This window comes from Williamsia sp. 1138, from assembly GCF_002095435.2.
Lineage (GTDB): Bacteria > Actinomycetota > Actinomycetes > Mycobacteriales > Mycobacteriaceae > Williamsia.
This window is the reverse complement of sequence record NZ_MJEJ02000031.1, coordinates 69129-86536: the sequence shown is the minus strand read 5'-3', so window position 1 is coordinate 86536 and position 17408 is coordinate 69129. Positions and strand designations below refer to the sequence as shown.

The 17408-nt window shown below is 64.9% G+C and carries 16 protein-coding genes and 2 tRNA genes; 11 read left to right on the top strand and 7 right to left on the bottom strand.

Translation table 11 applies throughout. The annotated features are described in order from the left end of the window. Positions 1–34: 34 nt before the first annotated feature. The 4 genes from BH683_RS05880 (at position 35) to dnaG (ending at position 4494) form a co-directional block, all read left to right on the top strand. Entirely contained in the window at positions 35–535 is a 501-nt protein-coding gene (locus tag BH683_RS05880; protein ID WP_084835335.1) for a hypothetical protein, read from the top strand. 111 nt (positions 536–646) lie between these two features. Further along, a complete protein-coding gene (locus BH683_RS05875; protein WP_084835334.1) occupies positions 647–1129 on the top strand; it encodes a cold shock domain-containing protein in 483 nt (160 codons plus the stop codon). Between the two features lie 16 nt (positions 1130–1145). After that, a complete protein-coding gene (locus BH683_RS05870; protein ID WP_246833213.1) occupies positions 1146–2441 on the top strand; it encodes a deoxyguanosinetriphosphate triphosphohydrolase in 1296 nt (431 codons plus the stop codon). A gap of 106 nt (positions 2442–2547) precedes the next feature. After that, a complete protein-coding gene (gene dnaG / locus BH683_RS05865) occupies positions 2548–4494 on the top strand; it encodes a DNA primase (protein WP_084835332.1) in 1947 nt (648 codons plus the stop codon). Between the two features lie 5 nt (positions 4495–4499). Here dnaG and BH683_RS05860 read toward each other — a convergent pair whose 3' ends face one another. After that, on the bottom strand, positions 4500–4745 hold the full coding sequence (locus BH683_RS05860; RefSeq protein ID WP_084835331.1) for a hypothetical protein: 246 nt from the start codon (positions 4743–4745) through the stop codon (positions 4500–4502). Between the two features lie 190 nt (positions 4746–4935). On the opposite strand from BH683_RS05860, the gene BH683_RS05855 reads away from it, so the two are divergent. The 5 genes from BH683_RS05855 (at position 4936) to BH683_RS05835 (ending at position 7265) form a co-directional block, all read left to right on the top strand. After that, a tRNA-Asn gene (locus tag BH683_RS05855) sits at positions 4936–5008 on the top strand. Between the two features lie 265 nt (positions 5009–5273). After that, entirely contained in the window at positions 5274–6377 is a 1104-nt protein-coding gene (locus tag BH683_RS05850) for an AI-2E family transporter (RefSeq protein ID WP_084835330.1), read from the top strand. A 70-nt stretch (positions 6378–6447) separates the two neighbouring features. Continuing rightward, a tRNA-Ile gene (locus tag BH683_RS05845) sits at positions 6448–6524 on the top strand. A 173-nt stretch (positions 6525–6697) separates the two neighbouring features. After that, positions 6698–7003, top strand: coding sequence for a hypothetical protein (locus BH683_RS05840; RefSeq protein ID WP_084835329.1), 306 nt, complete (start codon positions 6698–6700; stop codon positions 7001–7003). After that, complete coding sequence (locus BH683_RS05835; RefSeq protein ID WP_084835328.1) at positions 6996–7265, top strand: CopG family transcriptional regulator; 270 nt, start codon at positions 6996–6998, stop codon at positions 7263–7265. Before BH683_RS05840 ends, BH683_RS05835 begins: the two co-directional genes overlap by 8 nt. 103 nt (positions 7266–7368) lie before the next feature. On the opposite strand, the gene BH683_RS05830 is transcribed toward BH683_RS05835, so the two are convergent. The 5 genes from BH683_RS05830 to BH683_RS05810 all read right to left on the bottom strand — a co-directional run bounded on the left by BH683_RS05830 (position 7369) and on the right by BH683_RS05810 (position 14115). Continuing rightward, entirely contained in the window at positions 7369–8508 is a 1140-nt protein-coding gene (locus BH683_RS05830; RefSeq protein ID WP_084835327.1) for an FAD-dependent oxidoreductase, read from the bottom strand. A gap of 161 nt (positions 8509–8669) precedes the next feature. Beyond that, positions 8670–9275: a hypothetical protein gene (locus BH683_RS05825; RefSeq protein ID WP_084835326.1), complete on the bottom strand. Its 606-nt coding sequence runs from the start codon at positions 9273–9275 to the stop codon at positions 8670–8672. An 87-nt stretch (positions 9276–9362) separates the two neighbouring features. Further along, complete coding sequence (locus BH683_RS05820) at positions 9363–12191, bottom strand: BTAD domain-containing putative transcriptional regulator (RefSeq protein WP_084835325.1); 2829 nt, start codon at positions 12189–12191, stop codon at positions 9363–9365. Between the two features lie 82 nt (positions 12192–12273). Further along, positions 12274–12948 carry a GntR family transcriptional regulator gene (locus tag BH683_RS05815; protein WP_084835324.1) on the bottom strand — a complete coding sequence of 225 codons (675 nt, stop codon included), beginning with the start codon at positions 12946–12948 and terminating at the stop codon, positions 12274–12276. Between the two features lie 27 nt (positions 12949–12975). After that, positions 12976–14115, bottom strand: a complete 1140-nt coding sequence (locus BH683_RS05810) for an acyl-CoA dehydrogenase family protein (RefSeq protein ID WP_084835323.1) — start codon at positions 14113–14115, stop codon at positions 12976–12978. Positions 14116–14257: 142 nt separating this feature from the next. Here BH683_RS05810 and BH683_RS05805 point away from each other — a divergent pair, with 142 nt between their 5' ends. Continuing rightward, the gene (locus BH683_RS05805; protein ID WP_084835322.1) at positions 14258–15136 is read left to right on the top strand and encodes a hypothetical protein; all 879 of its coding nucleotides are present in this window, start codon (positions 14258–14260) and stop codon (positions 15134–15136) included. Here BH683_RS05805 and BH683_RS05800 read toward each other — a convergent pair. Next, positions 15129–16412 carry a TetR/AcrR family transcriptional regulator gene (locus BH683_RS05800; protein ID WP_084835321.1) on the bottom strand — a complete coding sequence of 428 codons (1284 nt, stop codon included), beginning with the start codon at positions 16410–16412 and terminating at the stop codon, positions 15129–15131. The two genes, BH683_RS05805 and BH683_RS05800, sit on opposite strands and share 8 nt — an antisense overlap. A 174-nt stretch (positions 16413–16586) precedes the next feature. On the opposite strand from BH683_RS05800, the gene BH683_RS05795 reads away from it, so the two are divergent. Beyond that, entirely contained in the window at positions 16587–17402 is an 816-nt protein-coding gene (locus tag BH683_RS05795; protein ID WP_084835365.1) for an enoyl-CoA hydratase-related protein, read from the top strand. Positions 17403–17408: the final 6 nt, after the last annotated feature.

The window sequence follows — 17408 nt, the reverse complement described above, 5'->3', positions numbered from 1 at the left end:
TAGGCAACGGTGCCTTGGTGAGTCGGGAGCGTAGATGAACGCAGTTCTGAAGTCTTTGTCCGAAGACGAGTACGTGCTGATTCGGAAGACCAAGAAGAAGCAGCTGGCCGATCTCGATGAAGAGCGGTTGATCAAGCTCCACACCAGGGTTCGGCGGGCTCGCAACAAGCATGTGACCAACTACCGCCAGGCCGGTGCCGCGAAGGTCGCGAAGAAGGGCGGTCGGGGTGCTGCTCGACCCGCCAACAAGCACAACGCCGCGAAAGCGGAGGCCTTCGAGGCGGCACTGGGTCGGGTGAGCAAGCGGCTGAGCGCTGTTGCCAAACGCAGTGCCGCAGAACTCAAGGACGCGCGGCTCAAGGCGGCGAGTGGGAAGTCGAGCAAGCCGAGCTCCGGCGCCAAGGGGCAGGGCAAGGTCATCTCCGCAGGCAAAGACCGGGTCGATGCCACCCACAAGTCGCCGGGACGCAAGAAGCACGAGGCGTCGTCGAAAGCGGCAGGCAAGCGTCGGCAGGCCAAGAAAGACAACCGCTGACCAGTTGAACTGTCTCAATCCGGTCAAGTCTGGGATACTCGGCTTTCGTTGTAAGTCGTCGGGTCGCGCATGGGGTGTGGCCACCAGTGGCGGCGAGAGAGTGGGTAAATCGTGTCCGTGAGTGGAAAGATCGTTCATTTCGATGCCAACAAGGGCTTCGGATTCTTGGCACCCGACGCCGGTGGCTCGGATGTCTTCTTGCACATCAATGACATCGACATCGACGAGCATTCGCTCAAGCCCGGTGCCGCAGTCGAATTCGACATCGAAGAGACGGACCGCGGTTCCAAGGCGGTCAATCTGGTCGTGACCGGTGGGGCACCGGCCGGCGCACCCGATCGCCCTCGGCGTACCGAAGGTGCTCGCGACGGCGGACGCCCGGATCGTCGGCATGATGATCGCGGCAGCGCCCGTGACGATCGGCGTAAGCCTGCTCGCAGCGGCGACGCGGCAACACTCGATTCCGGCACGTTCTCCGAGGAGATCACCGAACTGCTCCTCGACGCCTCTGGCACCCTGACCGCGGCACAGATCCTTGCGATCCGGCAGCGCGTCACCGACTTCGCCATCGCCCGGGGTTGGGTGTTTGACTGACCGTCCGGTGACCGACGTGTCCGCGGGGTTGCCGCCGCAGGTCCTTCGCGCCGAGTATGACGAGTCCGACGTCGAACGGCTCGTACCCGAAGGGGCGAAGGTCGCGGGGTTGGCGGGAACCCGAAACGACTACCGCAGTGCCTTTGCGCGCGACCGTGCGCGGGTGCTGCACTGTGCTGCGCTGCGTCGTCTCGCGGACAAGACCCAGGTGGTAGGCCCGCACGAAGGCGACACCCCGCGTACCCGGCTGACCCATTCGCTCGAGGTCGGGCAGATCGGTCGCGGTATTGCGATCGGTGTCGGCTGCGACCCCGACCTGGTCGATCTGGCCGGGCTCGCCCACGACATCGGCCATCCGCCCTACGGACACAACGGCGAACGTGCACTCGATGAGGTCGGCGCCGACTTCGGCGGGTTCGAGGGCAATGCGCAGAATTTGCGTATCCTCACCCGCCTGGAGCCGAAACTCCTTGATGCGCAAGGCCGCAGCGTCGGTCTGAACTTGACCCGCGCGTCGCTCGACGCCACCCTGAAGTACCCGTGGACCCGCCCGAAACCGGGCGCCAAGTTCGGTGCCTATGGCGATGATTCGGAAGTGCTGGCCTGGATTCGCAATGGCCGCACCGACACCAGGCAATCGCTCGAATGCCAGGTGATGGACTGGTCGGACGACGTCGCGTACTCGGTCCACGACGTCGAAGACGGCGTGATGGCCGGGCGCATCGATCTGCGGAGTCTCGGGGATCGCACCGAGCAGCGCGACCTCGCCGCGGTCGGGGTGAAAGAGTTCCCGGGTCTCGAGGAGAACGTCCTGATCGAGGCTGCCGCACGACTCTGGGAGATGGAGATCGTCCACGACGTCGGCGACTATGACGGCACCCTGACCCGGCTGGTCGCGCTCAAACGTCTGACCAGTGAACTCGTCGGCCGGTTTGCGTCGGCGGCGATCACGATGACCCGACGGGAGGCGGGGGAGTGTGGGATCAGCCGCTACCAGGCGGACCTGGTGATCCCACCGATGGTCGCGGCCGAGGTCGCTGTCCTCAAGACGCTGGCCCTGCGCTTCATCTTCTCCGATGCCCGACACCGTGCCCATCAGGCCCGCCAGCGGGACCGGATCCACCGTGTCGCCAACTGGCTACGCCATGCCGCCCCGGGCGGGCTCGATCCGCTTCTGGTACCCGACTGGCATGCCGCCGACGACGACGCCGCTCGGATGCGCGTGATCATCGATCAGATCGCCTCGATGACCGAAGGCCGCCTCGAACGGATGGACCGGCAGAGCATGGGTGCCTCCGCACACCTGGGCTAGCCCGATTTTGGTGGCTTCCGGCGACTGTTTCCGCAGGTCGCGCTCGCCAAGAGCCACCACTTTCGGGGATGCGGGACAGGGATCGACGGGCGGCTAGACTTGAGGTGTGGCAGGCCGAATTCCCGATCGTGACATCACGGCTATTCGTGAACGCGCGCACATCGAGGAGATCGTCGGCGAGTACGTTGCGCTCCGCAAAGCGGGTGCCGATTCCCTCAAGGGCCTGTGCCCGTTCCACGACGAGAAGTCGCCGTCATTTCACGTGCGTCCCAACCACGGGCACTTCCATTGCTTCGGATGCGGTGAAGGCGGCGACGTCTACACGTTCCTGCAGAAGGTCGAGCACGTCAGTTTCGTCGAGGCCGTCGAACAGCTGGCCGATCGGGTGGGCTACTCGATCAGCTTCGAAGGCGGTGGCACCAGCGTTGCCCGCGACCGAGGGACCAGGGCCCGCCTGGTTGCCGCGAATGCCGCAGCGCAGAAGTACTACGCCGAACAGCTCTCCACTCCCGAGGCGCAGACCGCCCGCGACTATCTGACCGAGCGTTCCTTCGACGGCGCGGTGGCCCTGAAGTTCGGCCTGGGCTACGCGCCCGCCGGCTGGGACAAGATGACGAAAGCGCTGCTGGCCCAAGGATTCGAGTTCGCCGAGCTCGAGGCGGCGGGCCTCTCCAAGCAGGGGCAGCGCGGCCCGATCGACCGATTCCACCGTCGGCTCCTGTGGCCCATCAAGAACCTGGGCGGCGACATCATCGGTTTCGGCGCCCGCAAACTGTTCGACGACGACAACATGGGCAAGTACATGAACACCCCGGAGACGATGCTGTACAAGAAGTCTCAGGTGTTGTTCGGGCTCGATCATGCGAAGAAGCACATCGCCAAGGGCCACCAGGCGGTAGTGGTCGAGGGGTACACCGATGTGATGGCCATGCATCTGGCAGGGGTCACCACCGCCATCGCGTCGTGCGGTACCGCATTCGGTGAGGACCATCTCGCATTGCTGCGGCGGTTGATGATGGATGACAGTTACTTCCGCGGTGAGGTCATCTACACCTTCGACGGCGACGACGCGGGAAAAGCGGCGGCGCTGAAGGCTTTCGAGGGCGAGCAGAGCATCGCCGGGCAGACGTTCGTTGCCGTCGCACCCGACGGGATGGATCCGTGTGAGCTACGCCAGAACCATGGCGATGCGGCGGTCCGCGACCTGGTCGCGCGCCGGATACCGATGTTCGAGTTCGCGGTGAAGGCGCTGCTCGACAACTACGACCTCGACACCGCCGAGGGGCGGGTGCACGCGCTGCGTGAAGCGGTGCCCGTGGTCGCCCGCATCCGGGACGTCGCGCTGCGGGACGAGTACGCCCGGCAGCTGGCCGGTTGGGTCGGCTGGGACGAGGTGGCGCAGGTCCTCAAACGGGTGCGCGAAGAGGCAGGCAAGCAAGCCAGGAACGCCCGTAGCGGTGGCCCGGACACCTCCAAGTCACGGGACCGCCGGGTGCAGTCGGTCGGGCCTGTCGCCCCCGTCGTCGATCCTGACTCCAAGACCCCGACTGTGTTGCGACCGCGACCTTCGGATCCGCAGTTGTGGCCGCAGCGCGAGGCGCTCAAGGCCGCACTGCAGTATCCGGCCATCGCGGGCACCGTGTTCGACTCGTTGCCACCCGAGTGCTTCACCGAGCCCGCCTACCAGGTGATCCGCGAGGCGATCGCGACCGCCGGCGGCACCGGAGCCTCCCACGGGGGAGCGCAGTGGGTCGACAACGTCGGTCAGCTGGTGGAGGGCGCGGTTCTGGAGTCCTTGATGACCGAACTGGCCGTCGAACCGATGTCGGTGTCGGAGTACATGATTCCGAGGTACATCGGTAGCGTCCTGGCACGGCTGCAGGAAGTCTGGGTCGGCTCGCAGATAGCGGACCTCAAATCAAAGCTGCGGCGGATGTCGCCGGGCGACGACCCTGATGCCTACAACGCGCTGTTCGGCGATCTGGTGGCACTTGAGGCCTACCGCCGTAGCCTTCTCGAACTGGCCGTGGGCCCGGACGAGAACACCGGCTAGTCCGATCAGTTGTTGCGGCTCTCCTCGGGGCCGAGCACAGTGGTGGCGTCATCGATCTCCCGCAGCTCCGTCAGCTTGGGCTGAGTGCTGAGTTTTTCGGACAGCTTCTGCCTGCCGACGTCCACGGCCTTCTTGGTGGCGGGAGACTCTGCGACGGACCGGTAGGCGCGATTGATCTGCTCGTAGCGCTTGCGCCCGGCTTTGGCCCCGAGGACGTAGCCGACGCCGAGGGCGGCGAGGAATCGAACCATAGGGACTCAGGCCTCCAGTTGCTGTGCGTGACGGACACCGACGTGGCGCCCGCAAATGTGGTTTCCCCATCCTGCCTGATCGAAACCGGAACCGCGGAATCTCGCCCGTTCGGAGCCTCGCCACCAGGGCGATTTGGCATCGGGCCGCCCCAATGCGCTAGAGTCATTCACCGGCCCCAGGGTCAGATATTCCCCCATAGCTCAATTGGCAGAGCTTCCGACTGTTAATCGGACGGTTACTGGTTCGAGTCCAGTTGGGGGAGCAAGAATTACCAGCGTAACGGCACTTTCCGAGACTTCGGAGGGTGCCGTTTCTGCATCTGCCCGCTGGATGCCAGCCCGCAGGTCGACACCGCCGAACGCCGGGTGCCCGGCACGAAACTCGCTTATGGTTCTCCTGAGGTCATGACTCATCCGCGGTGGGTGAGGCACCTGATCGCGGGCTCTTCTAGGTTCAACACGTAGCTTCCGGAGGGGAATCAGTTGAGGTCAGAGACAGCGTCGCCGCCCCCGATTCCGCAGTGGAGCATGCCGCGCGGGGTCATCGTCCTGCTCGCCATCGCGGCCTTGGTGGTGACGGTCGCCGGGATCAAGAGCTTCTCAGGGGTCGTCGGCCCGACCTTTCTCGCACTGATGCTCACCGTGGCCGTGCATCCGCTCCCGGGCTGGTTGCGCCGCAAAGGCTTTCCCGGTTGGCTGGCACTGCTGACGACGCTGCTCGCCGTGTGGGGAATCCTCGTGGCGCTGGTGGTCTCGCTCGTGTACTCCGTCGCAAGGTTGTCGACGATCCTGCCGCAGTACAGCGACAAGTTCGATGACATCGTCAACGACTTGCAAGCCACCCTGAAAGACCACGGCATCGGATCCGACCAGATCCACAAACTGCTGTCGAATGTCGATTCGTCGAAGGTGATCTCCATCGTCAGCGACATCGTCGGCAGTGCTCTCGGAGTCTTCTCGAATCTGGTGTTCGTCCTGGTGCTTCTGCTGTTCATGACGGTGGACGCGATCACGTACGACAAGCGCATGACCATTCTCGGCAACGTGCGCCCGGATGTCGTCACCGCGTTCCAGGGCTTTGCGTCCGGTACGCGCACCTACCTGATCGTGTCGACGATCTTCGGTCTCATCGTCGCGGTCTTGGATGTCGGGGTCCTGTGGGCGATGGGGATACCTCTGCCGTTCCTCTGGGGGCTGCTGGCGTTCATCACCAACTACATCCCCAACATCGGTTTCGTCATCGGTCTCGTACCGCCGGCGCTGCTCGCATTGCTCGACGGAGGCTGGGCGTTGATGCTGTGGGTGATCATCATCTACTCCGCCATCAACGTGATCATCCAATCCATCATCCAGCCGAAGTTCGTCGGCGACGCCGTGGGACTGTCGGTGACGCTGACGTTCCTGTCGCTGGTGTTCTGGGCGTGGGTGCTCGGCCCGCTGGGAGCCATCCTCGCCATCCCGCTGACGTTGATGTGCAAGGCGCTGCTGATCGACATGGATCCCGCGACCCGCTGGGCGGATGTACTGCTCAGTGACGCCCCGCCCAAGGACGACGCATCGCCGCCCGATGACAGTGCCGACAAGGCCGACGGCGAGGCGCCGCCGGGCGATGCCCTCGCCAAACCGGTGTAGGGCCGGTTTCGCCGAGAGCAACTCGGCTCGGTAGCATCAGCGAGGTTTGTGGCGGTCATCCGCCATGACTGGGGCGGTAGCTCAGTTGGTTAGAGCCGTGGACTCATAATCCATTGGTCGCGGGTTCGAGCCCCGCCCGCCCCACCATTCCACATACGTGTTCTTGCCCTCGAAAAGCCGCGAGCTCAGCTTTTTCGCCCTAACTTATTCACGTGACATGTCACGTAATTGTATGAGGCCAGCCGCCTGACGCCGAGGTCGACAAGCCACCGGAGGCAAAACGGTGTTGCCTTTTTTGAAAAGGGTATTACACTTTAGTTGTGCGGATCGAGGTCAAGACCAGCGCCCTCAAGTGGGGGATCACGGCCCATGAGATCGAGACCATCATCGCGTTCCCCGTGCTGCGAGTTGTCCTCGAGCCGCGCTTCTCCGGCACCCAGCCCGTGTTGTTTGTCGGAGCCGTCACTCCCAACGAGCCACACCTCGAAGTCATTGCCGACGTCGCCGCCGATGTGTATGTCGCATTCCACGCAATGGTTCTTCGCCGCAAGCTCGCCAACGATCTCGAACTCGATGAGTTGATCACCATCAACTACGGAACGCAGAGAGGTGCCCACAATGCCTGATTACGACGCCATGGCCGCGGACTACGCCGACCATCCACCGACGGCTGATGAAGTCGTCGACGTAGAAGTCAGCCCGTTCGCGCTCAAGACTGGCCGCCCCCGCAAAGGGGCAACGAAGGGTGGTCGCACCCCGACGATGTCGCTACGCCTACCAGACAACTTGCGCCAGAAGGTCGCTCAGCAGGCCAAGGCAGAGGGCGTCGCTGAGTCCGAACTCATTCGCCGAGCTGTGGATGAGTACGTCACGCACCACACGCGGTGATCGCCCGGCGACAGTAGCGACACTTCCTCCGACATCGGTGACTTCCTCCCGTAGCAGTCGGAGGATGTGGCGAATGTCGGAGGAAGTGAGAATTCCTCCGACTTCAGTGGGCCCAGGCCCCGCGATCCATCTGGAACCGGGGAGTGGGTTGCGCGGTCCCGGTGACCAGGTCGGCGATCATGCTGCCGATGAGAGGTGCGAACTTGGCGCCGTGACCCGAGCACGTCGCTGCGACGACGAGCGGACCACTGCGGTCGAGGATGAAGTCACCGTCGGGGGTCATCGTGATCAGGCCACTGGATTCGGCCAGAGGCGTCGGGTCCAGGGCGGGCATCCATTCGGATACGTAGTCGACGACAGACTGCCGCTGTTCGTCGGTGATGCGTTGGTCGCGGACCTCGGTGGTGGTGACGTCGCCGTCGTGGAAGCACCCGACCTTCATGGCGGGCACCGGAACATCGGATCCTGACGGCATGCCGTACATCTGCTTGCCGTTCTTGTGGACAAAGGTGGGGAGCGAGTCCTCGCCCGGTCGCAGTGCGAAATGGAACGTCTGCTGCTGTCGAATAGTCAAGGGCGGCAACACTGGCTCGGAGTTTCCTGCGAACTCGGCAACGGCGGAGGAGAAGTCGGGGAGCCACGCGCCGGTGGTCAGGACCGCGAAGTCGGCGATGATCTGGTCGCCGCCGGAGCTGTGGAGGGCGACTTCGCCGCTGGGTGCCACGTTGGCGTCGACGACCCTGGTCATCGGCATGATCTCGGCGCCTGCGGCTGCGGCCAGCGACGTCGCCGCGACGATGGTGCTCTCCGGATCGAACACTCCAGCGCAGGCATGAAATATCGCGTCGGTCGTGAATCGCATTCCCGGCCAGCGAATCTCGGCCTGTCGAGCGGACAGCAGTTCGTTGGTCACCCCGTGCGCGGTCATCAGCGATGACAATGTCTCGGCGTCGTAGTCCGGACCGTGGTCGATGCCGCCGGTACCGGTCAGCAGGTGCGTTCCGGACTCGTCCTGCAGCCGTCGCCACTGCTCGAGGGCGAGTCCGGTCATGGCTGCATACAACGGATCGGCATACGCGCGCCGGAAGCTGCGCGAACGGCCGTGCGAACTGCCGTGGTCATGTCCGACCTCGTAGGCCTCGAGGACGGCGACGGACAACCCTCGGGAGGCCAATTGCCAAGCGGCGCATGACCCCATCAGTCCGGCACCGACGATTGCCACGTCAACCCGGTGAATGCTCATCGAGACAGATCCCACTCTGTCTGTGATGTGCCCATCGAAATCCCCACCCTTGTTGTCCTTCGAGGACCGCTATTGGGTCACTACCTAAACAGGATGGAACGCTGGACGATGGTTGTCCACTCGAACGGGTTCGCCCGAATGGTGGTACAGGCAGGACTTGGTCAGGCCGCGGTGCGGAGTGTGCCGCGGCGGTAGAGAACAACTCCCAGGACGCTGTATCCCAGCAGCAGTTGCGCTGCGGGCGCGATCTGTCCGACCGCCGGCACCGCCATCAGAGGGATCGCCCAGAACAGCCAGCTCTGTGCGAACAGAGTCTGCCAGCGCAGGGCACCGGTCCAGCGGCCGGCGATGGCGATCCGGATCCCGATGCCGAACATCCCGAGCATCGACAGCGGCCAGCACACGTCGAACACGGCCCAGACAATGGACCCGTGTGCGAGCCAGAACATGTCGAGTATCGACGACACGATGGCGCCGCCCGTCAGGCCGAACTGCAGATGGTAGAAACCGCGCGCTACCTTGCCCGCCCCCATTGCCCTGGTGCGAACCTGGAGCGTGAGCAGACCGATGAGCGCAGCCTGAAAGGCGAGTGCGGAAGCCCCGCCAACGATCGAACCGAGGCCGAACCCCTCATCGTCGGCCCAGAGCGTCGTCGCGGTCAGCCAGGCGAGGGTGGCAACGGTCAGCGAGATGCCGACCGCGCGGGTGGGGTGGACGGCGGCGGTGCCTGCCGTGAAGGTGGTTCCGGAAGTGAGGCTTGTGGTCATCGAGAGCTCCTTGGTCAGTGGTCGGTACTGCGATCACTGTGAGGTGACTCACTGGGAATGCACTGGGAGGCCGCAGGGAAGCCTTGTTCACCGAACGTCGGTGGGGCCCGCCCATTCGACGACGAGCTCGCGGACCTCGTCGCGGGACAAAGCGCGGCCCTGGCTGCCTTCCTCGGCGAGCAGGGTGGGGTCGATCTCCCTGCGCATGGAGGCTCCGAATCCCGCGAGTTCGACCACGTCCATCTTCTCGGGCGAATACCCGGTCAGGTCGGTCATGCCGTCGACCACACCGATCAGCCTGGCCGCGGGCCTGTGCTCACCGCGACGGAAAAGGACGTACGACAGTGTGAACAGGGCGACCATCCAGGAGGTCAGATCGTAGGCGCGCTCGCAATAGCCGACCATCCGCGCGAGTTTGTTCTCGGCCGGTCCGTCCCACTTTTCCTGCGCTATATCGCTTTTCGCGTGGATCCACAGGATGGACGCGGCGCACCAGTCGTATCCGCAGCTGCGTGCGACCTCAACCGCGGAATCGAAGTACTCGCCCGCGGAGGCGTGGTCACCGGACCGGAAATCAGCCGTACCCAACGACATCAGTGATTCGGCAGCAGTCCACGGTGAGTTGTATCGGCGGGCGATGTCGAGGGAGTCGTGCGCGTGCTGACGGGCAGGTTCGACGAGCCCGGATCCGGCCTCGAAGAAGGCCAGCGTGACCGCGGCGTCGCCGCGCGCGATCTGCACCACCGGATCGGCAGCGTCGACATCGAACTCGGCGTACATCTCACCGAGCCGGGTGAGAGCGGCGAACAGTGCGGGCAGATCGGCGCCCAGATAGCTGGTGATGGCACTGCCCGCGACAGCCCGGACCCGGGTCGCGATCGGCACCTCGGGCGGCGCCGTGAGAGCGGGCGCGAGCATCCGCATACCCTCATCGGCGAATCCTCGGCGGAACCAGAACCAGTAGACGTTCCCGACGATTTCGAGATATGTCTCGGAGTGGGGATCGACGCGATCGAGCGCTGCCCGGACGTTGGCCATGTCGGCGTCGAGCTTGCGGGTCCATGCCAGGCACTGCGGACCCCGGAGCCCTAGATAGGCCTCGGTCGCCATGCCGACGACCCACTCGGTGTGCGCTGCGCGCAATTCTCCCAGCCGCTGTGGGTCCTGTTGCACCGCCGCATAACTGCGCAGGGTTTCGAGCATGAGATAGCGTCGGGGGTCGCCTCCGACTGCTGTGAGCATCGACTTGGCGATCAGCGCGCTCAGGTCTGTGAGCAGACCGCGATGTCCGGTGACCAGGCGCGCCGCCTCCAGGTCGAAGCCGCCCTGGAACACCGCGAGGTCGCAGAACAGACGCCGCTCGCTCTCGGTGAGCGACTGGTACGAACCGTCGATGGCCGCTTGCATGGTGGCGTGGCGTGCGTTGGTGCGGGGCCCGCCTCGGAGGACTTCGAAACGATCGTCGAGCATGTCGATGATCTGGCGAACGGACAGCGCCGACGATTGACCGGCAGCGAGTTCGATCGCCAGGGGCATGTGATCGAGCGCCGCACACAGCTTTTCGACGTCCTCGCGGTTCGCATCCGCGGCTGCCGCGCCGGCACGTTCGAGGAACAACTGCGCAGAGTCCGCGAGCGGCGGCATCTCGAAGACCGTCTCGCCGGCGACCCCGACGGCTTCGCGACTGGTTGCCAGGATCCGGATCTTCGGGCAGCTCCGCAAGATCGCGGTGGCCAGCGTGGCCACCTCGTCGAGGAGGTGCTCGCAGTTGTCGAGTACGAGGACGAAGCTGCGGTCGTGGAGTAGGGAGGTCAGTACCGGGATTCCGCCGTTGATGGTCAAGCCGAGCGACGAGACCACCGTGTCGAGCGTGGCAGCGGCGTTGTGCGCGCCCGCGAGTTCGATCACCCAGGGGCCGTCTGCATCCTTGCGGTCGCGGGCGACCTCCATTGCGGCGCGGGTCTTTCCCATGCCGCCGGGTCCGGTCAGTGTGACCATACGACGGGTGGCCATCAATTCGGCGATCTGGTTGATCTGCTCTTCTCGGCCCACCAGCGAGGTCAACGCCAACGGGATGTTCCCGGTCGGCCGTTCCGGGTTGGCCGTCGGCGCGGGCGCGCCGGTGTGGATGGCGATGTCGGTGTCGGGCATCAGGGTGGGGTCCTGGCGCAGGATCGCGTCTTGTAGATCCAGCAGACTCCGCCGAGGGTCGGCGCCGAGCTCGGTGGCGATCCGGTCACGCGCGGATCGTAGGGTCGCCAGCGCGTCGCCCTGGTTTCCCGCGCGATAGTGCGACAGTGCCAACAGTTCCCAGGCTCGCTCGCGCAGGGGATCGGCGGTGGTGATGGCTTCGAGCTGCGCGATCACGGCGGTGAACTCGCCGCAGTCCGATCGTGCGGCGAGCTGGTCTTCGATGACGTCGGCACGCAGACGCTCGAGCCTGGTGGCCTCGATGGAGGCAAAGTCCCAGTTGGCCGCGTCCGCGTAGGCGGGACCCCACCACAGCTCGAGTGCTTCGGTCAGCGTTCGCCGAGCTCCGTCCGCGTCCCCTGTGATCAGCTGGTCGTGACCGGAGGTGGCAAGCGTCTCGAATCTGCCCGAGTCAACGTGCTCGCGGTCGACGACCAGGGCATATCCCGTGCCCTGTCGGATCAGGATCTGCGGCGCCGAGCGGCCCCGCTCGGGCTCGAGGGCCTTGCGTAGGGACGCCACGTATCCCTGCAAGGTCAACTGCGCCGAGCGTGGGGGCCTGTCTCGCCACAGCTCATCGATGAGGGTTGCGTCGGGCACCATCTGGCCTCGAGCCATGATCAGTCTGGCGAGCAGGGCTCGGGGGAGCGGTCCGCCCAGTGCGACTGGTTCACCGTCCCGGATCACTGTGAGCGCGCCGAGGACTCGCACCGAGATGTCAGGCATAGAAAGACGATAAAGAAATCGGACGCTCCGCGGTATCCGAGTTCACGATCTCGAATCGGGCTGTCCGATCAACGCACAACCGTCAAGGCGGCCCACCCTCCGGGTCAGCCCACAACCCGATGCTCTCCAGGTGTGCCATTAGGCGTTGCGCACCGTCGGTGAACTGCCGGCGTGTCTGTTCGACGACCTCGTCGCGGTCCCCGCGCCGGTAGGCGTCGATGAGCTTGACGTGGCTGTCGTAAGCGACCTGACCCCACTCCGGGTCGTTCGCGTACAGGTCGTGGGGGGTGTACCGCGTGGCGTTCAGCAGAAACCAGGCCAGCTTGCCGTCGGTGGCGATGCGGTTGTGAACTCGGTGGAACTCGAACTCGGCGGTGGTGATGTCCGACGCCCGCCCGGTGGCCAGGACGTCGTGCAACTCCTCGTTGAGCCGCGTCAGTTGGTCGAGCTGGGCGGGGGTGATGATGGCAGCGATCCGGATCGCCAGTTCGACCGCCATGACGCCCTGGAGCCAGAAGATGTCGCGAACATCCTGACGGCTCAGCTCCGCGACCACGTACCCACGATGGGGAGCAAGCTGGACCATGCCCTCACCGCGCAACGTCAGCAGCGCCTCCCGGACCGGTGTGACGCTGACCTCCAGTTCGACGGCGGTCTCATCCATCCTGATGAACTCTCCCGGCCGGATCGCGCCGGACATGATGCGGTTACGCAGCAGCCCGGCGACCTCCTCGGACAGCTGAGGTCGCCGGCGCATCGCCGCGCGCGGTAGGGACGTCAAGGTCTACAAACCGTAGGTCTTGCCGATGATGTCGCGCTGGATCTCGTTGGTTCCGCCATACACGGTGGAAATGATCGCACCCCGCATCAGACTCTCCGCATCGAACTCGGTGGCATAGCCGTATCCACCCATCATCTGCATGCCGTCGATGGTCATCGCCTTCGACACCTCGGTGGCTTTGAGCTTGGCCATCGATGCTTCGCGCGGCAGCATCTTCTGTGGGTTGTCGTCGGATTTCTGGGCGACGCTGTAGACGAGGAGTTTGGTGCACTCGATCTCGGTGGCGTGGTCTGCCAGCCGATGCCGCAGCGACTGGAATGTCCCGATCGGCTTTCCGAATTGCTTGCGCTCAGTGACGAACTCGAGGGTGTTCGCGAAGGATCGTTCGGCGACCCCGAGTTGCATTGCCGCCAGGATGAGGCGTTCTGTGTTCAGTCCGCTCATCAGTTGGGTCCATCCATTGCCCACCTCGCCGACCACGGCGCTGTCGGGAACCTTGACGTTCTCGAAGAACAGGTCGTTGACCTCGCGACCACCCAGGGTGTCGATCCCGTTGATCGAGAGTCCCTCGGTGCCGGCCGGGATGTGGAAGAACGTCAGCCCTTCGTGCTTCTTGCCGGACCGGTCGGTCCGTGCCACGAGCAGGATGCTCTTGGCGAAGTGGGCGTTGGAGCACCAGGTCTTCTGGCCGTTGATGACCCAGCCACCGTCGACCTTCTCGGCCCGGCAGGTCAGCGCAGCAACGTCGGATCCGGCTTCGGGTTCCGACATGGAGATCGACAGGGATTCACCGGCCACCACATCACCGAGGACCTCTTTCTTGAGCTGGTCGTCGGCGAACTTCTGGTACGCGCCCGCGGCGATGAGGGTGGGGCCGATGCCTCCGATGGGTGCGTTGCCGCGCATCGCTTCTTCGAGCAGGATGCACATCTCGACGTTCCCGGCGCCGGCGCCGCCGAACTCCTCGGGGACCAGGATCCCGGCCCAGCCGAGTTCGGCCATCTTCTTGTACAGCTCGACGGAGTGCAGTTCAGCGCCTCCTGCGGTGAGTGCGTCGCGCTGCTCGCGGGTTCCGGCCTCGCGCTGACAGAAGTCGGCGACCGACTTGGCGAAGTCGGTCTGTTCGGGAGTGAAAGTGGTCATGACAGTGCTCCTCAATGAAAAGTGTGGCTCGCTGCCGAAGGTATCAGATCACATATATGTGATGGGATTCTTGCTATGATTAGCCGGCGTCTCAGTACCTGCGAGGGTTGTGGTCCAGGGCACAGCGCCTACATTGTCTGTCATGAGTCCGAAAGCGAAGTTGGGGCGAGCCCGGGACAGCGAAGACGCGACCGCGGCCTACGCGGCGTCCACCAGCCCTGATGCCCACGCGGCCGAGCCTGAACCCGTCGTCGAGACCGCGAAGAAGTCGACCGGAGAGCCGTCGCCGTTCGATGCCGAGGAGTTTCTCGAAGCAAACCGCCGAAACCGGGACAAGATGCGAGCCGCAGCTGCGGCCAGGCGTGCGAAAGAAGAGGCGCGAGCCAGACGGCGTGAGACACCCTGGTGGAGGCGGACCCCCGCGGTCGTCGCCGAGGCCGTCGAATCGCAGCCGCCGGCCCGCGATGCCGACGCGGCCACGGCGCCACCGGTCGACGATGTTCCCACCGCAACCCGCTCCGGGTGGGTGGTACCCGCGCTGTCCGTGTTGCTCGTCGCGGCGCTGGTGGCAGCAGGTGTTTTCGCGTACCTCTACCGGGAGGCGGACGACCGGGCGAACGCCGCGGATCAGGTCAATCAACTCCGCCCCGCGGCGGTCGAGAGCGCGAAACAATATGCCGGCGACCTCATGACCTACGACTCGGCCGACTTCGGCGCCCTCGACTCCCGCATCGCAGACATCTCGACCCCCGAGTTCGCCAAGGACTTCATCGAAGGTTCGCGGCAGGCGCGTGAAGGTTCGGCCAATGCCGAGGCAGTCGCGACCGCAGTCGTGAAAGATGCGGGCGTCGTGTCCATCTCGTCGACCGAGGCGGTGCTCATCGTCGCTCTCGACCAGACCATCACCTCGCCGCAGACCGCCCGCGACCTCCCGGACGGGATCCCGTATCAGTCGAGGGTGAAGATCACGCTGACACGCGACGGCGACCGGTGGGTGATCGCGGATTTCGAGGTCATCTGACCTCGGCGTCCTCGCCGAGCAGGATCACGGACATGACGGCCTGAATGCGGTCGCGGGTTGATGGTCTCGGGTCGTAGCGCTCCCAGTTGCCGAGGTCGAGTACGGCGTTCGACGCGGCGTGCACCAGGTACCGGGCTTCGACCGAGTTCATCCCCGGGCGTACCTGCACGACCAGTTGAGCCCATTCCTCGACGTTTCGCCGCTGCTGGTCGCGAAGGTCGACCCGCAAGGACTCCGGCAGACTGCCGAGTTCCGACAGGTACAGGTTGAGCAGGTCGCTGTTGGCGAATGACAACTCCACGTACCTGGCGACCAAGTTGTCCAGAGCCTGGCGTGGGGTCGCCGATTCCGCCAGCGAATCATGGATGCTCGTCGTGATCCGTTCACTGGCGCGGGCGAAGGCTGCGGTCAGCATCGCGACCTTGGTGTCGAAGTGCCGGTAGACGCCGGATTGATTCATCCCGACCGCCGCGCCGATCTCCTCCATCGTCACGTCGTGGAAGCCGCGACCTCGCATCAGCCTGATGGCTTCGGTGAGCAGCGCTTCGCGTTTCGAGGCCATCTGCAGGCCGACGGATCCGGGTGCGACCGCGGTGGTCGGCGCATCGTCGGCCGGTGGCAGCCGGGTGGACGCGACCGTCATGCTCGTTCCGAGGATGACCGCCTCGATCCTTTTGCGCGGGAGCGATGCCCGGTGAGTGGTGATCGACCCGATGACGCTGAGAATGGAACCGGCCAGGTATTTGGCGTCGTTGTCGAGGCGCCCGCCCGGGGTGTGTCGCGGCGTGGTCAGTTCGGGTCGCAAACGGCCGAGCGGCGCGGCGAATCGATTGTGCAGCCGGGTCACGAGGTCGCCGAGGGCGTGCCGGTCCTCGGGATTGAGATAACGCGCTTCCCACCGGTAGAGCGCTCCGCGGGACCGGTTCTCGATGGTGTTCCGGGTCAACTCGGTGATCAGGGTGCGAAGCTCTCGTTCGGGATCATCGACGAGTTCCGGGACTCCTGCGACCGCACGCTCGAGGCCGCTGCCGAGGGTGCGCACCGTCTCCGAGAACAGCGCATACTTGTTCGGGAAGTGACGATAGAGGGCCGGTCCGCTGATGCCGACCTGGCCGGCGATCTGGTCGACACCGGTAGCGAAATATCCTTGCTCACTGAATGACTCGGCCGCAGCTTTGATGATCTGCTCACGCCGGTCCTTGGGACGCTGGCGAGGTTTCGGCGGCGCGCCGGTGGTCGTGTGGCCGCCATTCGCGCGACCGTCGGCAGATGCCATTTGTCCATGTTAGCGGCAGTGCGCCGCGGCTCGCAGCGTGGTCCGCAATGCCGGCGCGGCCCGCCGAGTGAACGTTCGGTGAGCACTTGACGCAACGCGTCCGAATCTGACAAGTTAATGTGCATTCACGTGATCTGTGTCGCAGTAGCCAGATCTGAGCCGAGGGTGGCATACATGCAAGCGCTGAATGGTCTCATCGCGTCGGTTGACGACAGGGGCGTCGCCAGAGTGCAGATCGACCGCCCGCGCCGTAAGAACGCCATGGACACGGCAACCAGCAACGCATTCATCGAGCTGCTCGGTGAATGGGCGGACAACGAGGCCATCCGGGTGGTGGTGATCGGCGCGGGAGGCCGGGATTTCTGTACCGGTGCCGACATCGTCGACATGGCGAGCGCACCCGCGCCGGAATCGGCGGCCGAGGGCGAGGATCGGGCGACCAAGACCATCGACACCGGGTGCAGGGTCGTTCGGGCGATCCGGGCGCTCGAAGTGCCTGTTGTGGCGGCGGTCGGCGGTCCCGCGGCGGGGATCGGGGCATCGATCGCGTTCGCATCCGATCTGATCTACGCCGCTTCCGATGCGTATTTTTTACTGGCCTTCGTCAACATCGGACTGATGCCGGATGGAGCGGCCACGGCAACAGTCGCGGCTGCGGTAGGCCGCGCCCGCGCGAACGAGCTGGCGTTACTCGGTGAGCGGTTGCCCGCCGCGCAGGCGTACGCCGACGGTCTGGTGACCGCCGTCGTCGACGCAGATGCCCTGGACGCCAAGGTCGATCACGTTGTCGGCAAGTTGCTCGCGGCCTCGCCCCGGGCTCTGAAGATCACCAAGAAGGCGCTCGACGCGCAGACGCTGGCAGGCTTCGACCTCGCGCTGGAACTCGAGAGAGAAGGCCAGATCGAGTTGTTGCAGTCGCCTGAGTTCGCTGCGCTGATCGCGGCATTCGCTCGCGGTAAAACGGCAAAACCGACACCCGCCACTCCGTAGCATTCG

Bases quoted from the DNA above. Each gene is read 5' to 3' on its own strand.
- BH683_RS05880 (WP_084835335.1), top strand. From the start codon at position 35: ATGAACGCAGTTCTGAAGTCTTTGTCCGAAGACGAGTACGTGCTGATT.
- BH683_RS05805 (WP_084835322.1), top strand. From the start codon at position 14,258: ATGAGTCCGAAAGCGAAGTTGGGGCGAGCCCGGGACAGCGAAGACGCG.
- BH683_RS05860 (WP_084835331.1), bottom strand. From the start codon at position 4,745: ATGGTTCGATTCCTCGCCGCCCTCGGCGTCGGCTACGTCCTCGGGGCC.
- BH683_RS05800 (WP_084835321.1), bottom strand. From the start codon at position 16,412: ATGGCATCTGCCGACGGTCGCGCGAATGGCGGCCACACGACCACCGGC.
- BH683_RS05850 (WP_084835330.1), top strand. From the start codon at position 5,274: ATGCCGCGCGGGGTCATCGTCCTGCTCGCCATCGCGGCCTTGGTGGTG.
- BH683_RS05825 (WP_084835326.1), bottom strand. From the start codon at position 9,275: ATGACCACAAGCCTCACTTCCGGAACCACCTTCACGGCAGGCACCGCC.
- BH683_RS05815 (WP_084835324.1), bottom strand. From the start codon at position 12,948: ATGCGCCGGCGACCTCAGCTGTCCGAGGAGGTCGCCGGGCTGCTGCGT.
- BH683_RS05810 (WP_084835323.1), bottom strand. From the start codon at position 14,115: ATGACCACTTTCACTCCCGAACAGACCGACTTCGCCAAGTCGGTCGCC.
- BH683_RS05830 (WP_084835327.1), bottom strand. From the start codon at position 8,508: ATGAGCATTCACCGGGTTGACGTGGCAATCGTCGGTGCCGGACTGATG.
- BH683_RS05795 (WP_084835365.1), top strand. From the start codon at position 16,587: ATGCAAGCGCTGAATGGTCTCATCGCGTCGGTTGACGACAGGGGCGTC.
- BH683_RS05835 (WP_084835328.1), top strand. From the start codon at position 6,996: ATGCCTGATTACGACGCCATGGCCGCGGACTACGCCGACCATCCACCG.
- BH683_RS05820 (WP_084835325.1), bottom strand. From the start codon at position 12,191: ATGCCTGACATCTCGGTGCGAGTCCTCGGCGCGCTCACAGTGATCCGG.